An 18,320-nucleotide genomic window follows, 5' to 3' on the forward strand; every position below is an offset into this window, starting at 1 on the left:
GTGCCTAGCCGTAGAGCGCCTTGGCCCGGTCCTCGAAAGCCCGCACGATGCGCTGCATGGCTTGGTTGAACACCACGCCGATCAGGTTTTGCAGCACCATGTTCTTGAATTCGAAATCCACGAAGAACTCGACCTCGCACCCGCCCTCGACATCGCGGAACTGCCAATAGCTTTTCATGTATTTGAAGGGGCCGTCGAGGTATTCGGTGTCGATGCGCATGTTTGCCGGGTCCAGCACCACGCGGCTGCCGAAGCGTTCGCGGAACACCCGGAACGAGATCACGAGGTCGGCTTCCATCACCTCGGTCCCGTCGGGCTGCGGCGTGACCTTGCGCAACCGCGCCGCCGCGTTCCACGGCAGGAATTCGGGGTATTTCCCAACGTCCGCGACAAGATCGTACATCTGCTGCGCGGTGTAGGGCAGAACCCGTTTTTCGCTATGTGTCGGCATGTCGCCCCTTCGGCCCGTGACTCGGGGCGCAAATTCCATAAGGTAGGGCCCGGATGCAAGGGGGCGAGCGGGAGTCGGGTTCATGTCGCGGCCATATGTCATAGACGAAATGATCTCGGCCAAGGCCATCGCGGCCCGGATCGAGGCCTTGGCGAAAGAGATCGAAGCGCGCTTCAAGGGCACCGACAAGCTGGTGGTCGTGGGGCTTTTGCGCGGGTCTTTCGTGTTCATCGCGGATCTGGTGCGCGAGCTCGACCTGCCGGTCGAGGTCGATTTCCTCGAAGCCTCGTCCTATGGCAATTCCACGGTGACGAGCCGCGAGGTGCGCATCCTCAAGGATCTGCGCGGCGAGATCGCGGGGCGTGACGTGCTGGTGGTCGAGGATATCGTCGACACCGGACACACGCTGAAACACGTGATCGGCCTGTTGAAATCGCGGGAGCCGAAACGGCTGTCCTGTATCGCGCTTCTCGACAAGCCGACGCGGCGCGAGGTGGATGTGAAGGCCGACTGGATCGGGTTCGAAATTCCGGATGAATTCGTGGTCGGTTACGGCATCGACTACGCCCAGCGAAACCGCAACCTGCCCTTCATCGGGGCCGTGCGCTTCACCGACGGGGCCTGAGCCGTGTTCAACATGCGCCAGTTCTTTCGCATGGCGAAATGGGCGCGCAACCCGCCGGGCGAGAAACAGGTGAAACTGTTCCTTATCGTGGTCGCGCTGTGCCTCGTCCTCTTCGGGATCGAACGCCTGGTCGGCTGGCCAGACTGGCTGACGATGGACAACACGCCGGGCGGAAAGATCACCCGGTAGCGCCGAGGAGCCGCGGGGCCGCGCGTTCGAGCCCGGCGATGATAAGGTCGCGAACGGCCCGGATGCGCGGCACTTCGGCCAGATCGACGTGGGACGCGACCCAGAGGTCCACCGCCGTCGCCGCGATCAGCCCATCCAGCCGTTCGAGCCGGGGATCGGGATCGCCCAGAATGCAGGGCAGGATCGCGCGGCCCTGCCCGGCGGCGGCCATTTCCCGCAACACGGGAAAACTGTCGCAGCGGGCCCCGATATGCGCCTCGCCGGTGATCTCTTTGATCTTCTCGCCCAGCGTGATGCGGGCAAGGTTGCCGGACAGGCCCAGCCACGCGTCCCGCCCTCCGGGTGCGCCGTAGACCGACATGCCCAGCCGGGCGGCGACCACGCCGGTCAGTTCCGGGGGCAGCTTGGCGGCGGGACGCACCGCGATGTCGGCGTCGAGCCGGGCGAGGTCGGCGTGCTGGTTCTGTGAGCTGAGTTCGATTTCCAACCCCTCCGCGCCAAGCTGCACCGCCGCGATGATTTCCGGCAGGATGCCCAGGCAAAGCGTGTCGGTCGACGTGACGCGCACCACGCCCGCCAGCGGTGATCGCGCCGCCGTGATGGCCCGCTCGACCCCGAGCGCCGCCTCCTCCACCGCCTGCATCGCGTCGAGCACCCGGCGCCGTCGCGGGGCGATGCGATAGCCGCGCGCGGTGCGGTCGAACACGGCAATCCCCATGTTTTCCTCGAAGGCGTTCACCCGTCTGAGAACCGTGGCATGGTTGACGCCAAGCTTGCGCGCCGCCCCCGAGAGCGAGCCTTTGTCCGCCACGGCAAGGACGTAGCGCAGATCTTCCCAGTCCATCTGTTTCATTTCGCACAGACCCTTTGCGATTTTCCCGACTTCACCTTCATTTTCCAACAGCTAGCGTCGCAAGAAGCCAAAATCCACAGGGAGACAGCCATGATTACCATTCGCAGCGCGCTTCTGGGCCTCGCGGCCGCCGGCACGTTCGCCACCGTTCTGCCCGCAGCCAGCCACGAGCAGGGCCTGCCCGCCGCGGTGAAGGCGCGCCATGCACAGATGCAGCTTTACGCCTTCAACCTCGGCACGCTCGGCGCGATGGCGCAGGACAAGATGGACTATGACGCCGAAGCCGCCAGCGCCGCCGCGTCGAACATCGTGAAACTGTCCAGCCTTGCCGCCGGACCGATGTGGGCGCCGGGCACCTCGGCGGACGATGTCGACGGCAGCCGCGCCCTGCCCGCGATCTGGACCGACATGGACGGCGTGATCGAAAAGGCGGTCGCCCTGAACGAAGCCGCGGTCGCGATGGAAGCGGCGGCGGGCGAAGGGCTCGATTCGCTCAAATCTGCGTTTGGTCCCCTTGGCGGGGCCTGCGGTGACTGTCACAAAGCTTACAGGCAACCCGAATAAGCGGCGGACACGGCTGCTGAACGACCGGGCCCGATGCGGCCCGGTCTTTTTGATGTAAGGAGACCCTCATGCGCTGGATCGTTCGTCTTGTCGTGCTCGCCGTCATCGTGGCCGCCATCGGCCTGTGGGTGACGCGGCCCAAAACGGACGATGCCGAGCTGCTGGCGGGCCTCACCCCGGACACGGCGCATGGCGAGCAGGTGTTCATCGCCGCAGGCTGCGCCTCGTGCCACATGGCCGAGGACGCGGATGCCGAGGACAAGCTGGTGCTGGCGGGCGGGCAACCCTTCGCCTCGCCCTTCGGCACCTTCCGCGCGCCCAATATCTCGATGGACCCCGAGGCCGGGATCGGCGACTGGGCGGCGATCGACCTGTGGAACGCGCTGCATCACGGCACGTCGCCCGAAGGTCAGCATTACTACCCCGTCCTGCCTTACGGCGCGTATATCCACATGGCGCCGCAGGACGTGGTCGACCTGCACGCCTATATGCAGACGCTTCCCGCCGATGGCACGCCGTCCCAGCCGCACGAGGTGGGCTTTCCGTTCAACATCCGCGCCTCGCTTGGCGGGTGGAAACTGCTGTTTCTGACCGACGACTGGGTGATGCAGGGCGACCTGTCGCCGGAGCTCACCCGCGGGCGCGAGATCGTCGAGGGCATGGCCCATTGCGCCGAATGTCACACGCCGCGCAACGCGCTGGGCGGGCTCAAGACCGGGGCCGACTGGATGACGGGTGCCCCGAACCCCGCCGGGCGCGGATCGTTCCCCGATCTGACGCCGCCGGAAATGTCGTGGTCCGAAGGCGAACTGGTGGAATATTTCACCTCCGGCTTTACGCCCGAGTTCGACTCGGCAGGCGGGCACATGGCGCTGGTCGTCGAGAACCTTTCCCAACTGTCGGAGGAGGATCGCGCAGCGGTCGCGGCCTATGTGAAGGCGCTGCCGTTGGAGTGAGCGTCACAGCCCCGTGACAGTGAACATGAGCGGCGCGTGGTCCGAGAACCGGGCGATCCAGTCGTCGCGCGAGGCGTCCTCCGCCTCGACCGCCCATCCCCCGACATGAACCTTGGCGCCCTGCCCCTGATCGACGAAGGTCAGCGTCTCGGTCGCGAACACATGGTCGAGGTCGGCCGGCGCGTAAGATGACGTCGAACCATTGTTGAACGTCGTGTCATGGGTCTTGGGCAGACGCACCATCCCGTAACGGCGAAACCGCCGATCGAGCCGCGCGATCTCCTCGGCCGCCGTGATGTCCTGATCGCTGTCCTTCAACGTCATGCCCATGGTGTTGAGGTCACCAGCGAGGATGAACCGCACCTCCTGCCCCAACCCCTCCGACACGCCGTCCAGCGTTCTTTTCAGTCCGAAGGCCTTTTCGAACATGGCGTCGCGCAAACCGAAGCCCTCGGGCGACGGCAGGCTTTTGAGGTGATTGAACAGGATCGGCAGGTGGCTTCCATCCGGTGCGGTGACCGTCACCAGCGCACCGGGGCGCAGACCGGGGTTGTTGCGCTTGAACTCGTTCTTCTGGGTCATGAAGGCGGTGATCCCGTGGCGGATGCCGATGAGCGTTTCCTGCGTCTGCGGCCCCTCGGTGATCGCGAAGACATAGCCGGGCATACGGTTGACGAATTCGGAAAACACCCGGCCCGATTCCACCTCCATGATCGCGAAGATGTCCGGCGCTTCCCCCGCCACGTAACCCGCCACCCGCGCCACCCGGTCGCGCCGGCTTCCGGTGCCTGCGCCAGTGAAATGTTCGACGTTCCACGACAGGACTTTCAGATCCACGACGCGCTCCAATCTCTGCAATCAATGCATCAAGGATAGCCCCGCAGCGCGTGGATGGAGAGGCAGGAATTCCGCTAGATTATGACCTGCTCGCCGCACGCATGATCGTGCCCTGCGCGGTCGCACATAGTTTTTCCGTCCCGCCGGACACCGCGAACACGTCCGCGCGCACGACGGCCTGACTGCGGCCCGAACCGACGACTTCGGCACGCGCCACCAAGGCCTCGCCCTTTCCGGGGCGCAAGTAGTTGATCTTGAACTCCTGCGTCACGCTGCCCTCGCCCATGAGCGGACCGCCCGCGAAGGCGAGCGCCATGTCGGCCAGTGTCGCCACCACGCCGCCATGCGCCATGCCGAGGTGCTGGGTGTGCCGGGCTTCCAGACCAAGGCGCAGTTCGGATTTTCCGAGCGACAGCGCGACGAGTTCGACGCCGATTTCAGCCGCGAAGGGCTGCCGGGCGATGATGTCGCGCCCGAGCGCCTCGATGTCGTCGTCGGTCACGCGAGGCCGAGTTTGGCGTTCCGCGCGTCGCGAAGCCGCGCGAAATCGTCACCGGCATGATAGGACGACCGGGTGAGCGGCGTGGCCGACACCATCAGGAATCCCTTGCCGTAGGCGGCCTTTTCGTAGCTCTTGAACTCGTCCGGCGTCACGAACCGATCGACCGCGTGGTGCTTGGGCGTCGGTTGCAGGTATTGCCCGATGGTGAGGAAGTCGATGTCGGCCGCCCGCATGTCGTCCATGACCTGCATGACGCCCTGACGGTCCTCGCCCAGCCCCACCATGATCCCCGACTTGGTGAACATGCTCGGGTCGAGTTCCTTAACCCGCTGCAACAGCCGCAGCGAATGGAAATACCGGGCACCGGGCCGCACGCTGGGATACAGCCCCGGCACGGTTTCGAGGTTGTGGTTGAACACATCCGGCTTGGCCTCGACCACCGTTTCCAGCGCGCCGGGGCTGGATTTCAGGAAGTCGGGCGTGAGGATTTCGATGGTGGTGCCGGGGGCCTGCTTGCGCACAGCGCGGATCGTCATGGCGAAATGCTCGGCCCCGCCGTCGTCCACATCGTCCCGGTCGACGCTGGTGATGACCACGTGATTGAGGCCCAGCTTCTTGACCGCATCGGCCACCCGCCCCGGTTCGAACACGTCGAGCGCATCCGGGCGGCCTGTGGCCACGTTGCAGAAGGTGCAGCCGCGCGTGCAGATCTCGCCCATAATCATCATGGTGGCGTGGCCCTGCGACCAACACTCGCCCACATTTGGGCACCCGGCCTCTTCGCAGACGGTCGAGAGCTTGTGCTCGCGCATGATCCTGTGGGTATCGGCATAGCCCTGGCCACCCGGCGCCTTCACCCTGATCCAATCGGGTTTCTTGGGCTGGGCATTGTCCGGGCGATGAGCTTTCTCGGGATGGCGGCTCGCCGGGATCTTCAGGTCACGCATGATGTCCTCCGTTCTGCCCCACATATATCCATTCGGCCCTGAATGTCACCGCGAAAACCGGGCGTCCGTTATGCAACCGGGTCATGGCTGGCCACCGGATTCGGTTTGAGATGCGCGACCGGCGCGGGCAATCGCGCCCCGAACGCGCAAATTTTCGACCGTCGAAGCCTTCGCGCCCGCCCGCATATCTGCCATGTTGCGCCGCAGCATTGTCTCTGCGCGTGCAGTATGATCTTAGAACTCCTGTAAACTTTCCGGCGATTCCAGACGGAAAGCATCAAGTTTGTACAAGAACTCAGGAGAGACCCATGAACGTCGGTGATCGTATCCCCGCCTGCACCTTCAAAACCCGCGTGCGCGATGAAAGCGTCGGGGGCCCGAACCCGTTCCGCTGGCAGGACATGACCTCGGACGATTACTTCGCGGGCAAGCGCGTCGTGCTGTTCTCGCTCCCCGGTGCCTTCACGCCGACCTGTTCGACTTACCAGCTTCCGGGCTTTGAAAAGGGCTTTTCGGATTTCGCCGCGCAGGGCATCGACGAGATCTACTGCATGTCGGTCAACGACAGCTTCGTCATGAACAAATGGGCCATCGATCAAGGCCTGACCAACGTCAAGGTGATCCCGGACGGTTCGGGTGAATTCACAAAGGCGATGGGGATGCTGGTCGCCAAGGACAACCTCGGCTTCGGGGCCCGCTCGTGGCGCTATGCGGCCATCGTGAACGACGGCGTGATCGAGGCGCTCTTTGTAGAGCCGGGCATGTGCGACAACCACGGCGAAGACCCCTACGGCGAAAGCTCGCCCGAGAACGTGCTGAAATGGCTCAAGGAAAACGCGACGGCCACGGCCTGATCGCGCCCCTTGCGTAACGTCGAAGGCCGCCTTTCGGGGCGGCCTTTTTCGTGCCCCCGGCCAACTCGACCGACACCCCGCCCGGCGCTAGACTCGTCTTGGCCCCATGAGGACAGGGAGGGTGGACCGGGCACCATGTCAGCGAAACGGAAATCCGCGCGCCTTGCGCTGGCTTTTCTGGCCTTCGTCGTGGGCCTGCCGGCCCTCGCCGATGTCGAGGTGCACGTGGTTTCGGTCGGACAAGGTCGCCAGACCGACGATTTCTACGCTCTGCCCGAGATCAATCTGCTGGTCGATCGCCCCGGTTCGGATGTGGCGCTGGTTCTGATCGACGGCGGCCAGGCGCATTGGCGGATCGAGGGCGCCGAGGGCACCCACATAACTGAGGTGGTCAGGGACGGGCCGGACGACGCGCCCGCCCGCGTCACCCTGTCGGGTATTCCCATGCAGATCGAAGAGGGCCCCGACCTGCCCCTCGTCTTCGGGCCTGTGGGCGCGGATTTTCGCGCGATGCTCGACACCGTTGGGGACAGGTTCGGGATCGACCGCATCGCCAGCTTCACCGCGTTGCACAAAGCCGGGCGGGCCGCCCTCAGGGTCGACCGGGTGGACCGTGCGACGCCGGGACTGTCGCGCGATTATCTTGCCGATCACCTCGCAGACCCGCGCGACCTGCCCCCCGAGTTGCGGGGATGGATCGAGACGCCGGGTGAAACGGGCGGTCCCGACGTGCGGTTCGATGAGACGGGGGTGACGCTGTCGGACCCTTCCGGCCTACGGTTCCTGCCGATCACGGGGGATGTGCCCGCCATCCTCCTGCCCGCTGCGAGCGTGTATGACCCATCCTCGCACACCGTCTTTGCGGTGAGTTATGGCGGGCCGGGGTATCTTTATGCCGTCGACGCGCTCACGGGCGCTTGGCGGGTCATCGCGGAGTTGAACGACTATGACGCCTCCGCCCTGCTCTTCGATCCCGCCACCGGGCAGGTCATCCTGACCGGAGCCTTTTCCCGGCCGGGGGATATCCGGGCCTTCACGCAGGACGGCGCCATGACATCCACCTTCGTCCCGACGATCGGATTTCCGGGGCTCACCGATCTGTTCGATTACGGCAACGAACACGGACCGCCATTGGTCCCGCACCTGTTGCGCGATGGCTGGCTGCTCGTCTCGGCCTCGGGCCCGTCAGGGCCGGCCTATCCGGATGCGGGCGCGTTCCGGCTTTACGCGGTCGCGCTGCGCTCCGGCGAGGTGAAGCTGCTGGCCTATGAAAACGACTGAGCGGACGAGCCCTCAGCCCTCGATCATCTCCACCCGCGTCGCGTGCCGCCCGCCTTCGAATTCGGCGTTCAGAAACGCGTCCACGATGTCGAGCGCGAGCCCCTCGCCCACGACCCGCGCGCCAAGCGACAGGATGTTCGCGTCGTTGTGCTGGCGGATCATCCGGGCCGAGAACGTGTCGGAGCAGACGCCGCACCGGATGCCCGCGACCTTGTTCGCCGCCATCATGATGCCCTGCCCGGTGCCGCACAGGATGATCCCCAGCGCGCACTCGCCCGAGGCGACCTTTTGCGCCGCCGCTTGGCCGTGCAGCGGGTAGTGCGTGCTTTCAGGCGTGGTCGGACCGATATCCACGGCCTCCCACCCCTCAGCCTCGATATGCTTGGCGATGGTCTGGCGCAGCTCGATGGCCGCGTGGTCGCTGGACAGGACGATGCGTTTGTTCTGGGTCATTTCGGGTCACTTCGCTGGAATTGCGCCCCCGTGTAGCCCGGGCGCCCAGACATGAAAAGGGCCGCGCGTGGCGGCCCGTTTTCCCGACTGTCGCCGCGGCTTATTCCGCCGCTTCCGGCGTGCTGCCGTCGCTGGCGCCCTGCGTGGCCTCGGCCATGTCGCCTTCGGGCTTCTTGGCGCGGGGTTTGCGCGGGGCGCGGGGTTTTTTCGGCTTTTCGGCGTGCGTATCGTCCGCCTTCTGCGCGTTCTCCGGCGTTTCGACCAGACCGTTGTCGTCGTCCTGCGCCGTTTCGATCACGTCCGGCTGCGGCGACGAACCGGGATCGTAATTGTCGTTCGACCGATCGCGGTTCTGCTTTTCCTCGCGGCGCTGGGCATCGCGGTTCTTGCGCTGGTTGTTCCCGTTGCCGTCGTTGTTGCCGTTCGACTGATTGTCGTTCTGGCCGTTGCCGCCGCTGTTCCCGCCCTGCTGGGGCTGGTTCTGCTGGCGCTTGGCCTCGGCGTCCTTCTGGGCTTCGGACAGCAGGCGCGCATAGTGCTCGGCATGCTGTTGAAAGTTCTCGCCCGCCACGCGGTCGTTGCCGAGGAAGGCATCGCGCGACAATTGCGTGTACTTGTCGATGATCTGCTGCGGGGTGCCGCGCACCTTGCCCTCGGGTCCGGAGCTGTCGAAGACCCGGTTGATGTTGTTAGAGGGGGAGCGGTTGCGGTTGTTCTTCCCGCGCGAACGTGATTTCGAAGATCTCATAAGTTCCTGTATCCAGCCTGTTTTCTGGCTCTCGGTCCGCGCAACTCCTCCGCTGCGTCTCTGCGGTCCGGCTTTTCGGCTTGTCGCACCGAGAGGCGAACGGCCTCATCAGGTGCTATCCTTGAGTAAACACGCAGGTCAGGGCGTGACAAGGGGCATTTTGTCGTTTCCGTAAGATAACCGGGGATTTTTGCCACTATGTGACGTGAAAACCCTGAGAAATCGTTAGGAAAGCGGGGCGCGGGCACCGATCACCCGGTCCCTTCCATCCATGTCGGGGTGAATCCGCACGTCGTCAAGCCCTGCCGCCGCGAAAATGTCGGACACGGCGCGGCCCTGCCGAAACCCGATTTCCACCAGTAATCGCCCGCCCGGGTCCATATGGGCCAGCGCCCCGGCCGCGATCTTGCGGTATGGGTCCAGCCCGTCCCCACCGGGGGTGAGCGCCATCTGCGGGTCGAACCCCAGCACTTCGGGCGCGAGCGAGGGCATTTCGTCCGCGGCGATATAGGGCGGGTTGGACACGATCAGGTCGAAGCGGCCCTGAACCCGCGCGAACCAATCCGAGGCGAGGAAGGTCAGACGGTTGTCCACCCCGTTCAGCGTCGCATTGCGCGCAGCGACCTTCAGCGCGGGGTCCGACAGGTCCGTGGCGACCGCGAAAGCCTCGCGCCATTCGGCGAGCAGCGTGATGGCGAGGATGCCCGATCCGGTGCCGAGGTCGAGAATGCGCGACGGCGGCGCGCCGGTCAGAGCCTCGGCGATCAGCGTCTCGGTTTCGGGGCGCGGGTCCAGTACGTCGCGGGTGACCGTGAAATCCCGGCCCCAAAACTGCCGTCGCCCGATGATCTTCGACACCGGCTCGCGCGCGATCCGGCGGTCGAGCATATCCTCGTAAGCCAGCATGTCGGCGGGCGAGACCTGCATGTCGCGCTCCAACGAAAGCCGCATGACCTCAATCCGCAAGACCTGAGCGAGGAGGAGCTGGGCGTCGCGCGCCGCACCGTCGATCCCCGCCTCGCGCAGCCGTGTGGTGCCCATCGCCAGCGCGCCCGACAGGATCACCCTTCGAGCTCCGCCAGTTTCGCGGCCTGATCCGCCTCGATCAGCGCGTCGATCACCTCGTCCAGATCGCCCTGCATCACGTCGCCCAGCTTGTAGAGCGTCAGGTTGATCCGGTGGTCCGTCATGCGACCTTGCGGGAAATTATAGGTGCGGATGCGTTCCGAGCGGTCGCCCGACCCCACCTGCGCCTTGCGGGCCGAGGCGCGTTCGTCATGGGCGCGCTGGCGTTCGGCGTCGAACAGCCGGGTTTTCAGCACCTGCATCGCGATCTCGCGGTTGCGGTGCTGGGATTTTTCCGAGCTGGTCACGACGATCCCGGTGGGGATGTGCGTGATGCGCACGGCGGAATCGGTCGTGTTGACGTGTTGGCCACCCGCCCCGGAGGCGCGCATGGTGTCGATGCGGATGTCGGCGGGGTCGATGTGAATGTCCACATCCTCGGCCTCGGGCAGCACCGCCACCGTGGCCGCCGATGTGTGGATGCGCCCACCGCTTTCGGTTTCCGGCACCCGCTGGACCCGGTGCACGCCGCTTTCGAACTTCAGCCGGGCAAAGACGCCGTCGCCCGAGACCCGCGCCACGACCTCTTTCACGCCGCCCACCTCGGTCAGGCTTTGCTCCAGCGTGTCGAATTTCCAACCCCGCGCCTCGGCATAGCGTTGGTACATGCGCAGCAGATCGCCCGCGAAGAGCGACGCCTCGTCACCGCCCGTGCCGGGCCGGATTTCGACCATCGCGGGGCGCGCATCCGCCGCATCACGCGGAAGGAGTGCCACCCGCATCGCCTGCTCCATGACCGGAAGCCGCTCACGCAAACCCGGCAATTCGTCTTCCGCCAGTTCGCGCATTTCCGGGTCCGACAGCATCGCCTCGGCGTCTTCGATGTCCGACAGAAGCTGGCGGAAGGCCGCGATTTCCTCGACCACAGGTTTCAGTTCGGCATATTCGCGCCCGACCTCGGCGATTTCGTCGCCTGACAAGCCCTGAGACATCTTCGCCTCAAGGAATTGGAATCGCTGTGTGATCGCGTCGAGTTTGTCGAGTGGCACCATCCGGGTCTCGTCGCGCAAAGCCGTGATTTGGTCAAGCCCGTGTTATCGGCTACCGTAACCCATGCGCGCCCTGTTCCTCCTGCTTTTCACCGCCGCGCCGGCCCTGGCCGATCCCGACTGCTTCTGCACGGATCGCGAGGGCGCGCGGGTCGAACTGGGGCAGGAAATCTGCATGACGGTCGATGGCCGCGCCTTCATGGCGCGCTGCGAGATGACGCTGAACACGCCATCGTGGAAACCGACGGGCGAGATGTGCGTGTCCTCACGCCTCCGCTTCGAGCCGGTCGAACCAGCGCGTGACCTTGGCCGCGTTCACCCCCATGTCGCCCTTGCCGAACACGAGATGCGACTGAACATGCAGATTGCCGTCCTCGACCCAGATCACCGCGATATCCGGGAATGCCCAAAGCTTTGAGCGCGTAACGAAAGTGGCGGGGTCGGTGCCGTCGCCGATCCGCTCGGTGCGCGGGGTGGCGGCCGCGATCTCGACCATTCTGTCCAGCGCGTTTTCCGGCAGGTCCGACAATGGGCGGACCACCTTGATCCCGCCGATCGAGGGATGGACGCCCTCGGCATCCGGGCCGGGCTTCGCACTCAGGCGGTCCTGCGGCAGCGGTGACACCCGGACCCAGAGTCCGAAGACGATGACGAGCGCGACGAGAACGCCGATGATTTTCAGGAGCATTTGGCCTCCGACCTGTTAGCTTAGGCTCAGGTTAACGGCATTTCGGAGGAAGACCATGGTTTTGCGGATATTCGTGATCGCGGCCACCCTGCCCGCAGCGGTGCTCGCCCAGGCATACGACGGGGTCTATTACCCGTCCGGCATGACCGGCTGGTCCTGTCAGACCATCGGCATGGACGGGGGCGCCGTGGCCATCCAAGACGGGCAGTTGATGGGGGTCGAGAACACCTGCGACCTTATGAACCCGGTCGGTGTCACGGGGATGGAGGCGACGCTTTACGATATGGAATGTTCCGCCGAAGGGACCACCTATACCGAGCGCGTCATGCTGATGCACTCGGGTGAAGGGGTCTATGTCATCCGCGACGGGTTCGTCGCCGAATGGGCCCGCTGCGAGTAAGCGGAGCGGGCTTGCGCCCGCACATTGTCAGCACGGGCCCGCCTGCGGGCGGGCCCGCGCGGGCGGAGGGAGGCCAGCCTCCCTGACCGGATTTGCAGGCAAATCCGGTCCACCCTCCGAGGTTTTTTTTGAAACAGAGAAGGGATCAGCGGCGGGTGTAGCCCCAGAGGCTGAGGATCTCGACCGCGACATGCGCGCCCGCGATGGCCGTGGCGCCCGTGGGGTCGAAGGGGGGCGACACCTCGACGATATCGCCGCCGACGATAATCGTGCCCTTGAGCCCGCGCAGGATCGCCGCCGCTTGCGCCGAGGTGAGCCCGCCCCAGACCGGGGTGCCGGTGCCGGGGGCGAAAGCCGGGTCGAGCCCGTCGATATCGAAGGTGAGATAGGCCTGCGCGTCGCCCACGACCGACTTGATCCGCTCGACGACCGCGTTCGGACCTATGTCGTGCACCTCGGGCGCGTCGATCACGGTGATGCCGAGGGTGTCCTCGTTCACGGTGCGGATGCCGATCTGGACGGAATGCGCGGTGTCGATCAGCCCCTCCTCGACTGCGGTGTAGACGAAGGTGCCGTGATCCACGCGGGTCGGGTCCGGGTTTTCCCAGCTGTCGGTGTGGGCGTCGAACTGGATGAGCGCCAAGGGCCCGTGCTTCGCCACATGGGCGCGCAGGATCGGAAGCGTGATCGAATGGTCGCCGCCCAGCGTCACCACCGCGCAATCCTGCGCGAGGATACCCGCGATGTGGCGTTCGATCCGGTCGCGGATCTCGACCGGGGCCGCGTAATCGAAGGCCATGTCGCCGTAATCGGCGATGGCGAAGGTCGACATCACGTCGTAATCCCAGCCATAGGGAGGTTCGGGGGTTTGCAGCGCAGAGGCTTCGCGGATCGCGCGCGGGCCGAGGCGCGTGCCGGGCCGGTTGGTCACCGCCTGATCGAACGGAATGCCCGTGACCGCGATATCGGCATGGGTCAGATCCTTGGTGTAACGGCGGCGCAGGAAACTGGTCGCGCCCGCGAAGGTGTTCTCGAACGCGAGTCCCTTCATCTCGTCCCGCGTGAATGCGACATCGACTTCGTTCTGTGCGTCTTCGAGCGACATGGTGCCTCCTCAATGGTCGCGCGCAGGGTGCCACCGGGCCGCATCCCCCGCAAGCTCTGGCGATGCGCGGCCCGCTTTGCTACGGGTTCGGACGAAGGAGACGCTCATGACGAATTCGGACGACATCGTGCACGACCCGGCAGGCGGCATCCCCCGGTTGGTCGAGATCATGCGGCGCCTGCGCGACCCGGACACGGGCTGCCCGTGGGACATCGAGCAGGATTTCGCGACCATCGCGCCCTATACCATCGAAGAGGCCTATGAGGTGGCCGACGCGATCGAGCGCGAAGCATGGGGTGAGCTGCGCGGCGAATTGGGCGATCTGTTGTTCCAGTCGGTGTTTCACGCCCAGATGGCGTCCGAACGCGGGCTGTTCGACATCGACGACGTGGCCAACACCATGTCGGACAAGATGGTCGCGCGCCACCCCCATGTGTTCGGGGACGAAACCCGCGACAAGTCCGCCGAACAACAGACCGTGGACTGGGAGACGATCAAGGCCGCCGAGCGTGCGGCGCGGGATCGTGGCGGGGTGCTCGACGATGTGGCGCTGGGCCTGCCCGCGCTCTTGCGGGCGGTGAAGCTTCAGAAACGGGCCGCACGAGTGGGCTTCGACTGGCCCGACCTCGAGCCGGTGCTCGCCAAGGTGGCCGAGGAGGCGCGCGAGGTGGTCGAGGCGCGGGATCACCTGTCGCACGCGGAACTGACCGAAGAGATCGGGGATCTTTTCTTCGTGCTGGCCAACGTGGCGCGGCATCTGAAGGTCGATCCGGAGGCGGCCTTGCGCGGCACCAATGCCAAATTCGTGCGCCGCTTCCGGGGGATAGAAGCGCGGCTTCAGGCGATGGGCAAACGCCCCGAGGACAGCGACCTTGCCGAGATGGATGCGCTCTGGGAGGCCGTGAAGGCCGAGGAGAAGGCCGGCGCGAATTCCTGATTGTTTCCGTGCGGTATTGACCTGACGAATTTAGTCAGATTTAACGCGGGCGAACGCAATACGGAGGATTCCATGTTCCGCACCACCATCACCGCCGCCTGCCTTGCCGCGACCGCGATGCCGGCGCTCGCCGAGGTCAACGTCTATTCCTACCGCCAGCCGGAGCTCATTCAGCCGCTGGTCGATGCCTTCACCGAGGACACCGGGATCGAGGTAAACGTGGCCTTCCTGAACACCGGCATGGTCGAACGGCTTCAGGCCGAAGGGCAGCGTTCGCCCGCCGATGTGATCCTGACCACCGACATCTCGCGCCTTGCCGAACTGGTGGCCGCCGACGTGACCCAGCCGGTCGACAGCGAAACGCTCACCACGCAGATCCCGGAGAACCTGCGCGACCCCGACAACCAGTGGTTCGCACTGACCACCCGCGCCCGCGTCGTCTATGCCTCGAAAGAGCGCGTGGCCGAGGGCGAAGTCACGACCTACGAGGATCTCGCGGACCCGAAATGGGAGGGGCGCATCTGCACCCGGTCCGGCACCCATGCCTATATGGTCGCGCTAACCTCGGCGGCGATTCACCACATGGGCGAAGAGGGCGCGAAAGCCTGGCTCGAAGGCGTGAAATCCAACCTCGCGATGAAGCCGCAGGGCAACGACCGGGCGCAGGTCAAATCGATCTGGGCCGGCGAATGCGACATCTCGCTGGGCAACACCTATTACATGGGCGAAATGCTGGACGACCCGGAACAGACCGAATGGGCCAACTCGGTTCGCATCGAGTTTCCGGTGTTCGAAGGTGGCGGCACGCACGTCAACGTCTCGGGCATGGCGATGACCAAGGCCGCGCCGCACCGCGAAGACGCGCTGGCGTTCATGGAGTTCCTCGCCTCGGACAAGGCGCAGGAAATCTATGCCGAAGCCGTGCACGAATACCCGGTGGACCCCGAAGTGCCGAACGCGCCGATGGTCGAAAGCTGGGGCAGCTTCACCGCCGATGATGTGGCGCTGATGGATCTGGCCAAACTGCGCCCCGACGCGCTGCGCATCACGCAGGAAGTCGACTACGACGGCTGACCCCTTCGGGTCACACCGTCCGGCGGTCAGGGGGAACGGCGCTCGATCCTGAGCCAGATGCCATCCTTGCCGCGTACGGTCAGATGGGCGACCGGCATGGCCGGTCTGCCCTCGACCGTCTCGAACCGGAACCGGCGCAGAAGCATGGCCAGAAGGAGCGGTCCTTCGACCATCGCGAACCCGGCCCCGGTGCAGACCCGTTGCCCCGCCGAGAACGGCATATAGGCCTCACGCAGACAGGTCTTGCCGTTCTCGGTCGCGAACCGGCCCGGATCGAAGTCGTCCGGCCGCTCCCACAAGCGCTCATGCCGGTGCTGGTGCCACGGGCTGAGAACGATCTGCGCGCCCTTCGGCACGTCACGGTCCCGAAAATGCTCGGGACAGGCCGCTTCGCGCACCATCATGGGCACCGGGGGGTAGAGCCGCAGAGCTTCGCGAAACACGTCGCGCGCGATCCGCAGGCGCGACACGGTCCCGAACTCCGGCGTGTCGCCCAGATGGGCCCGCGCCTCCTCCGCCACCCTGTCCTGCCACTCGGGGAACAGGGCGAGCAGGTAGAGCGTCCAGGCCAGGGCCGAGGCCGAAGTCTCATGCCCCGCCAAAAAGAAGATCGCCACCTGATCGACCATCTCGGCGGTATCGAAGGTCTCGTGCGTGACCGGATCGCGGGTCGTCATAATCTTGGTCGCCAGATCGTCGGGTGCCGTGCCTGCCTCGATCGCCGCCATGCGGTCCGCCGTCATCTGCGTGATGAGCGCGCGAATCTCGGCCGCCGTCCGTTTGGTCGCCCGGCTGTGAAAACGGGGAAACCACTTCGGCAAGGGCAGCACCGCGCCAAGGTTCAGGACCGGTTGCGCGCGCTGGTGCTCGCGGAATTTCTCGAACACGCGCGAGGCGGTCCGATCCTCGATGGGGACAGAGAACAGGGTGCGAAAGATCACATCGGCGGCGGCATGGCTGGTCTCGGGCTCGATATCGACCGCCTGACCCACAAGCGTCTCCATCCGTGCCTCGGCCGCCTGCCCCGCCGCCCACATCGCCGGAAACGTGTCGCGCAGCCGACCGCCTTCGAAGGCCGGGTCGATGATCCGGCGTTGCCGCTTCCACGTCTCGCCGTTGGTCACGAAGACCGAATTGCCCAGAAGCGGGGCCAAACCTTCGCGGATGCGGTCGGATTTCGGGAAATCGTCGGGGCGCTCCTTCAGCACCATTTTCGTCAGCGCCGGGTCGTTGCAGAGATAGGACCGGAAGAGCGGTGTGCGGAACTCGGCCATCCACGCACGGTATAGGTGGCCGGGCTGGGCCGACAGGATATCCTCGCGAAAGAGCCGCGCATAACGGCGCAGCGATACGCGGCCCGGACGCGGGGCGGGCTTGGGCGGCTGCATCATGACGCCATGCTCGTGAATTTCGACGCCGCCACCCTGATCGCGCTTTGCGATGGGGCCCGCCCCGCGAACCGCTCGGCCAGCGTGAGCGGCCCTGCCGTGATGCGGAAATAGTCATAGTCGCCGGGACGGTCGAAGGCGCAGAGATACTGGAAATGCAGCCGGAAGAACCGCCAGCGCAATTCCTTCCAACGTTCCGGGCTGAGGGTCTGGGTGAAGGCCGCCGAGATCACAAGCGGCCAGCGTTGCCCCTCGGGCGCGACCCCCGACACCGCCACCGGATCGCACAGTGCGAAAGCACAGCCATCCCCGGGCGCGGTCACGTCGAGCCAGAACAGGCTGTCGCTGGTGGACAGGTCGTGCAGATCGCGTCTGAGCCGGTCGGCATCGCTGAGGAACGACACCATCGGCACCACCTGCCCCAGCGTGAGAAAGCCAAGCCCGGGCCCGTCCGCCGGAATGCGCCGGGCCCGGTCCAGATCGGCAAGGATCGACACGCCGAGATGCGCGCCCGACGAATGGCCGACGACCAGCACCTCGTCCACGTCCTCGGCAAGCGCGGCGGCGATCTGGTCCGCGAACGCGGCGATCCGCGCCTCAAGCTCCGGCGGATTGGCCCCCCGAGAGCGTGCGGAATAGGCGTAATCGTGCATGAGGTAATAGACGAACAGCTTGTTGTCGTAACGCCGGAACGCGCGCAGCACGACCACCAGCACGGCGACGAGCGCCAGCCAGAACACGAGATGCGGCAGGATGCCGGACAGAACCGCGCCCACCGCCCATTTCAGAATGCCGCCTACGATCCAGCCCGCGAGCAGCGCGACGACCAGTTGCAGGATCAGCATACCGACCGGATAGAGCGCGGCCATCACCGGCCCCTTGCGCAACCGCATCAGTCGCCACAGCGCCCCCGACCCGATATAGGTCCAGGCCGTGCGCGCCATCAGCAGATAGGTCTGGGGAATGTTCAGCTCCATCGATGTGCGCACGATGTCGGACCAGACCAGCACGTCGAACTCCGCCTCGACCTCGCCGCCCTCGATCGCGCCATCGACCTGCCAGCCATAGGTCGCGCCGCCCTGCCGCCCGACCAGCCCGATTTCGTAGCCGGAGATCCGCGCCTGCGCGGCCCCTTCGCTGCGGTAAAGCTCGCGGTAGCGGCGGGGATGAATCGGGTCGTAGCCGGGGATGTAGAACACCCGCCGCCGCCTCACGCTCTGTCCCTGCCCGTCCGTCATCGCTCACTGCCTCTTTCGCGAAACGATAGCCCCCGTTTCCGGCGAAAATAAGCCCCTCACGCGACAATCCGGGCGCAGGCCCGCCCTCTTCTTCGGTCCGAAAATACCTCGGAGGG

22 protein-coding genes are annotated in these 18,320 nt (G+C 65.5%); 9 read left to right on the forward strand and 13 right to left on the reverse strand.

Annotated elements, in window-relative coordinates; all coding sequences use genetic code 11:
* Nucleotides 1-4: 4 nt before the first annotated feature.
* The gene (locus RB2654_RS04470) at nucleotides 5-451 is read right to left on the reverse strand and encodes a type II toxin-antitoxin system RatA family toxin (protein ID WP_008328951.1); all 447 of its coding nucleotides are present in this window, start codon (nucleotides 449-451) and stop codon (nucleotides 5-7) included.
* Nucleotides 452-533: 82 nt separating this feature from the next.
* On the opposite strand from RB2654_RS04470, the gene hpt reads away from it, so the two are divergent.
* Nucleotides 534-1,076 (forward strand): hypoxanthine phosphoribosyltransferase, encoded by a 543-nt coding sequence (gene hpt / locus RB2654_RS04475; RefSeq protein ID WP_008328952.1) that lies wholly within the window; start codon nucleotides 534-536, stop codon nucleotides 1,074-1,076.
* 3 nt (nucleotides 1,077-1,079) lie between these two features.
* Entirely contained in the window at nucleotides 1,080-1,265 is a 186-nt protein-coding gene (locus RB2654_RS23675) for a hypothetical protein (RefSeq protein ID WP_008328953.1), read from the forward strand.
* On the opposite strand, the gene RB2654_RS04485 is transcribed toward RB2654_RS23675, so the two are convergent.
* A complete protein-coding gene (locus RB2654_RS04485) occupies nucleotides 1,255-2,118 on the reverse strand; it encodes a LysR family transcriptional regulator (RefSeq protein ID WP_050771932.1) in 864 nt (287 codons plus the stop codon). The two genes, RB2654_RS23675 and RB2654_RS04485, sit on opposite strands and share 11 nt — an antisense overlap.
* A 90-nt stretch (nucleotides 2,119-2,208) precedes the next feature.
* Between RB2654_RS04485 and RB2654_RS04490 the strand changes: the two genes are divergently transcribed.
* Complete coding sequence (locus RB2654_RS04490; RefSeq protein ID WP_008328955.1) at nucleotides 2,209-2,682, forward strand: c-type cytochrome; 474 nt, start codon at nucleotides 2,209-2,211, stop codon at nucleotides 2,680-2,682.
* Nucleotides 2,683-2,750: 68 nt separating this feature from the next.
* Nucleotides 2,751-3,638, forward strand: coding sequence for a c-type cytochrome (locus RB2654_RS04495; RefSeq protein ID WP_008328956.1), 888 nt, complete (start codon nucleotides 2,751-2,753; stop codon nucleotides 3,636-3,638).
* Between the two features lie 3 nt (nucleotides 3,639-3,641).
* On the opposite strand, the gene RB2654_RS04500 is transcribed toward RB2654_RS04495, so the two are convergent.
* From RB2654_RS04500 to lipA, 3 genes are all read right to left on the reverse strand, one after another.
* The gene (locus RB2654_RS04500; RefSeq protein ID WP_161600679.1) at nucleotides 3,642-4,475 is read right to left on the reverse strand and encodes an endonuclease/exonuclease/phosphatase family protein; all 834 of its coding nucleotides are present in this window, start codon (nucleotides 4,473-4,475) and stop codon (nucleotides 3,642-3,644) included.
* Nucleotides 4,476-4,554: 79 nt separating this feature from the next.
* Nucleotides 4,555-4,977 (reverse strand): PaaI family thioesterase, encoded by a 423-nt coding sequence (locus tag RB2654_RS04505; RefSeq protein WP_008328958.1) that lies wholly within the window; start codon nucleotides 4,975-4,977, stop codon nucleotides 4,555-4,557.
* Nucleotides 4,974-5,924, reverse strand: coding sequence for a lipoyl synthase (gene lipA / locus RB2654_RS04510; RefSeq protein ID WP_040884397.1), 951 nt, complete (start codon nucleotides 5,922-5,924; stop codon nucleotides 4,974-4,976). Before lipA ends, RB2654_RS04505 begins: the two co-directional genes overlap by 4 nt.
* A gap of 308 nt (nucleotides 5,925-6,232) precedes the next feature.
* Between lipA and RB2654_RS04515 the strand changes: the two genes are divergently transcribed.
* Both RB2654_RS04515 and RB2654_RS04520 read left to right on the forward strand, forming a co-directional pair.
* Nucleotides 6,233-6,778 (forward strand): peroxiredoxin, encoded by a 546-nt coding sequence (locus tag RB2654_RS04515; RefSeq protein ID WP_008328960.1) that lies wholly within the window; start codon nucleotides 6,233-6,235, stop codon nucleotides 6,776-6,778.
* 135 nt (nucleotides 6,779-6,913) lie between these two features.
* Nucleotides 6,914-8,059 carry a hypothetical protein gene (locus tag RB2654_RS04520; protein WP_008328961.1) on the forward strand — a complete coding sequence of 382 codons (1,146 nt, stop codon included), beginning with the start codon at nucleotides 6,914-6,916 and terminating at the stop codon, nucleotides 8,057-8,059.
* A gap of 12 nt (nucleotides 8,060-8,071) precedes the next feature.
* On the opposite strand, the gene rpiB is transcribed toward RB2654_RS04520, so the two are convergent.
* The 5 genes from rpiB to RB2654_RS22275 form a co-directional block, all read right to left on the reverse strand.
* Nucleotides 8,072-8,512: a ribose 5-phosphate isomerase B gene (gene rpiB / locus RB2654_RS04525; protein WP_008328962.1), complete on the reverse strand. Its 441-nt coding sequence runs from the start codon at nucleotides 8,510-8,512 to the stop codon at nucleotides 8,072-8,074.
* 100 nt (nucleotides 8,513-8,612) lie between these two features.
* Nucleotides 8,613-9,260, reverse strand: a complete 648-nt coding sequence (locus RB2654_RS04530) for a DUF4167 domain-containing protein (RefSeq protein WP_008328963.1) — start codon at nucleotides 9,258-9,260, stop codon at nucleotides 8,613-8,615.
* Between the two features lie 225 nt (nucleotides 9,261-9,485).
* Complete coding sequence (gene prmC / locus RB2654_RS04535; RefSeq protein ID WP_008328964.1) at nucleotides 9,486-10,325, reverse strand: peptide chain release factor N(5)-glutamine methyltransferase; 840 nt, start codon at nucleotides 10,323-10,325, stop codon at nucleotides 9,486-9,488.
* Nucleotides 10,322-11,377, reverse strand: a complete 1,056-nt coding sequence (prfA, locus tag RB2654_RS04540) for a peptide chain release factor 1 (protein ID WP_008328965.1) — start codon at nucleotides 11,375-11,377, stop codon at nucleotides 10,322-10,324. Before prfA ends, prmC begins: the two co-directional genes overlap by 4 nt.
* 262 nt (nucleotides 11,378-11,639) lie before the next feature.
* On the reverse strand, nucleotides 11,640-12,062 hold the full coding sequence (locus RB2654_RS22275) for a DUF1499 domain-containing protein (RefSeq protein ID WP_008328967.1): 423 nt from the start codon (nucleotides 12,060-12,062) through the stop codon (nucleotides 11,640-11,642).
* A gap of 55 nt (nucleotides 12,063-12,117) precedes the next feature.
* Between RB2654_RS22275 and RB2654_RS04550 the strand changes: the two genes are divergently transcribed.
* Nucleotides 12,118-12,462, forward strand: coding sequence for a hypothetical protein (locus tag RB2654_RS04550; RefSeq protein WP_008328968.1), 345 nt, complete (start codon nucleotides 12,118-12,120; stop codon nucleotides 12,460-12,462).
* Nucleotides 12,463-12,607: 145 nt separating this feature from the next.
* On the opposite strand, the gene speB is transcribed toward RB2654_RS04550, so the two are convergent.
* Nucleotides 12,608-13,567: an agmatinase gene (gene speB, locus RB2654_RS04555; RefSeq protein ID WP_008328969.1), complete on the reverse strand. Its 960-nt coding sequence runs from the start codon at nucleotides 13,565-13,567 to the stop codon at nucleotides 12,608-12,610.
* A gap of 106 nt (nucleotides 13,568-13,673) precedes the next feature.
* Here speB and mazG point away from each other — a divergent pair, with 106 nt between their 5' ends.
* Nucleotides 13,674-14,504: a nucleoside triphosphate pyrophosphohydrolase gene (gene mazG, locus RB2654_RS04560; RefSeq protein WP_008328970.1), complete on the forward strand. Its 831-nt coding sequence runs from the start codon at nucleotides 13,674-13,676 to the stop codon at nucleotides 14,502-14,504.
* A gap of 72 nt (nucleotides 14,505-14,576) precedes the next feature.
* Nucleotides 14,577-15,578, forward strand: coding sequence for a Fe(3+) ABC transporter substrate-binding protein (locus RB2654_RS04565; protein WP_008328972.1), 1,002 nt, complete (start codon nucleotides 14,577-14,579; stop codon nucleotides 15,576-15,578).
* Nucleotides 15,579-15,604: 26 nt separating this feature from the next.
* Here RB2654_RS04565 and RB2654_RS04570 read toward each other — a convergent pair whose 3' ends face one another.
* Nucleotides 15,605-16,966, reverse strand: coding sequence for a cytochrome P450 (locus tag RB2654_RS04570; RefSeq protein WP_040885448.1), 1,362 nt, complete (start codon nucleotides 16,964-16,966; stop codon nucleotides 15,605-15,607).
* A complete protein-coding gene (locus RB2654_RS04575; protein WP_008328974.1) occupies nucleotides 16,966-18,204 on the reverse strand; it encodes a hypothetical protein in 1,239 nt (412 codons plus the stop codon). Before RB2654_RS04575 ends, RB2654_RS04570 begins: the two co-directional genes overlap by 1 nt.
* Nucleotides 18,205-18,320 lie beyond the last annotated feature (116 nt).

The sequence above is a fragment of the Maritimibacter alkaliphilus HTCC2654 genome, from assembly GCF_000152805.1.
Classification (GTDB): domain Bacteria; phylum Pseudomonadota; class Alphaproteobacteria; order Rhodobacterales; family Rhodobacteraceae; genus Maritimibacter; species Maritimibacter alkaliphilus.

Excerpts from the sequence above, each read along its gene's own strand:
- RB2654_RS04470 (WP_008328951.1), bottom strand. The coding sequence starts at position 451 with ATGCCGACACATAGCGAAAAACGGGTTCTGCCCTACACCGCGCAGCAG.
- hpt (WP_008328952.1), top strand. The coding sequence starts at position 534 with ATGTCGCGGCCATATGTCATAGACGAAATGATCTCGGCCAAGGCCATC.
- RB2654_RS04485 (WP_050771932.1), bottom strand. The coding sequence starts at position 2,118 with ATGAAACAGATGGACTGGGAAGATCTGCGCTACGTCCTTGCCGTGGCG.
- RB2654_RS04490 (WP_008328955.1), top strand. The coding sequence starts at position 2,209 with ATGATTACCATTCGCAGCGCGCTTCTGGGCCTCGCGGCCGCCGGCACG.
- RB2654_RS04495 (WP_008328956.1), top strand. The coding sequence starts at position 2,751 with ATGCGCTGGATCGTTCGTCTTGTCGTGCTCGCCGTCATCGTGGCCGCC.
- lipA (WP_040884397.1), bottom strand. The coding sequence starts at position 5,924 with ATGCGTGACCTGAAGATCCCGGCGAGCCGCCATCCCGAGAAAGCTCAT.
- RB2654_RS04515 (WP_008328960.1), top strand. The coding sequence starts at position 6,233 with ATGAACGTCGGTGATCGTATCCCCGCCTGCACCTTCAAAACCCGCGTG.
- RB2654_RS04520 (WP_008328961.1), top strand. The coding sequence starts at position 6,914 with ATGTCAGCGAAACGGAAATCCGCGCGCCTTGCGCTGGCTTTTCTGGCC.
- rpiB (WP_008328962.1), bottom strand. The coding sequence starts at position 8,512 with ATGACCCAGAACAAACGCATCGTCCTGTCCAGCGACCACGCGGCCATC.
- RB2654_RS04530 (WP_008328963.1), bottom strand. The coding sequence starts at position 9,260 with ATGAGATCTTCGAAATCACGTTCGCGCGGGAAGAACAACCGCAACCGC.
- prfA (WP_008328965.1), bottom strand. The coding sequence starts at position 11,377 with ATGGTGCCACTCGACAAACTCGACGCGATCACACAGCGATTCCAATTC.
- RB2654_RS22275 (WP_008328967.1), bottom strand. The coding sequence starts at position 12,062 with ATGCTCCTGAAAATCATCGGCGTTCTCGTCGCGCTCGTCATCGTCTTC.
- RB2654_RS04550 (WP_008328968.1), top strand. The coding sequence starts at position 12,118 with ATGGTTTTGCGGATATTCGTGATCGCGGCCACCCTGCCCGCAGCGGTG.
- speB (WP_008328969.1), bottom strand. The coding sequence starts at position 13,567 with ATGTCGCTCGAAGACGCACAGAACGAAGTCGATGTCGCATTCACGCGG.
- mazG (WP_008328970.1), top strand. The coding sequence starts at position 13,674 with ATGACGAATTCGGACGACATCGTGCACGACCCGGCAGGCGGCATCCCC.
- RB2654_RS04565 (WP_008328972.1), top strand. The coding sequence starts at position 14,577 with ATGTTCCGCACCACCATCACCGCCGCCTGCCTTGCCGCGACCGCGATG.
- RB2654_RS04570 (WP_040885448.1), bottom strand. The coding sequence starts at position 16,966 with ATGCAGCCGCCCAAGCCCGCCCCGCGTCCGGGCCGCGTATCGCTGCGC.
- RB2654_RS04575 (WP_008328974.1), bottom strand. The coding sequence starts at position 18,204 with ATGACGGACGGGCAGGGACAGAGCGTGAGGCGGCGGCGGGTGTTCTAC.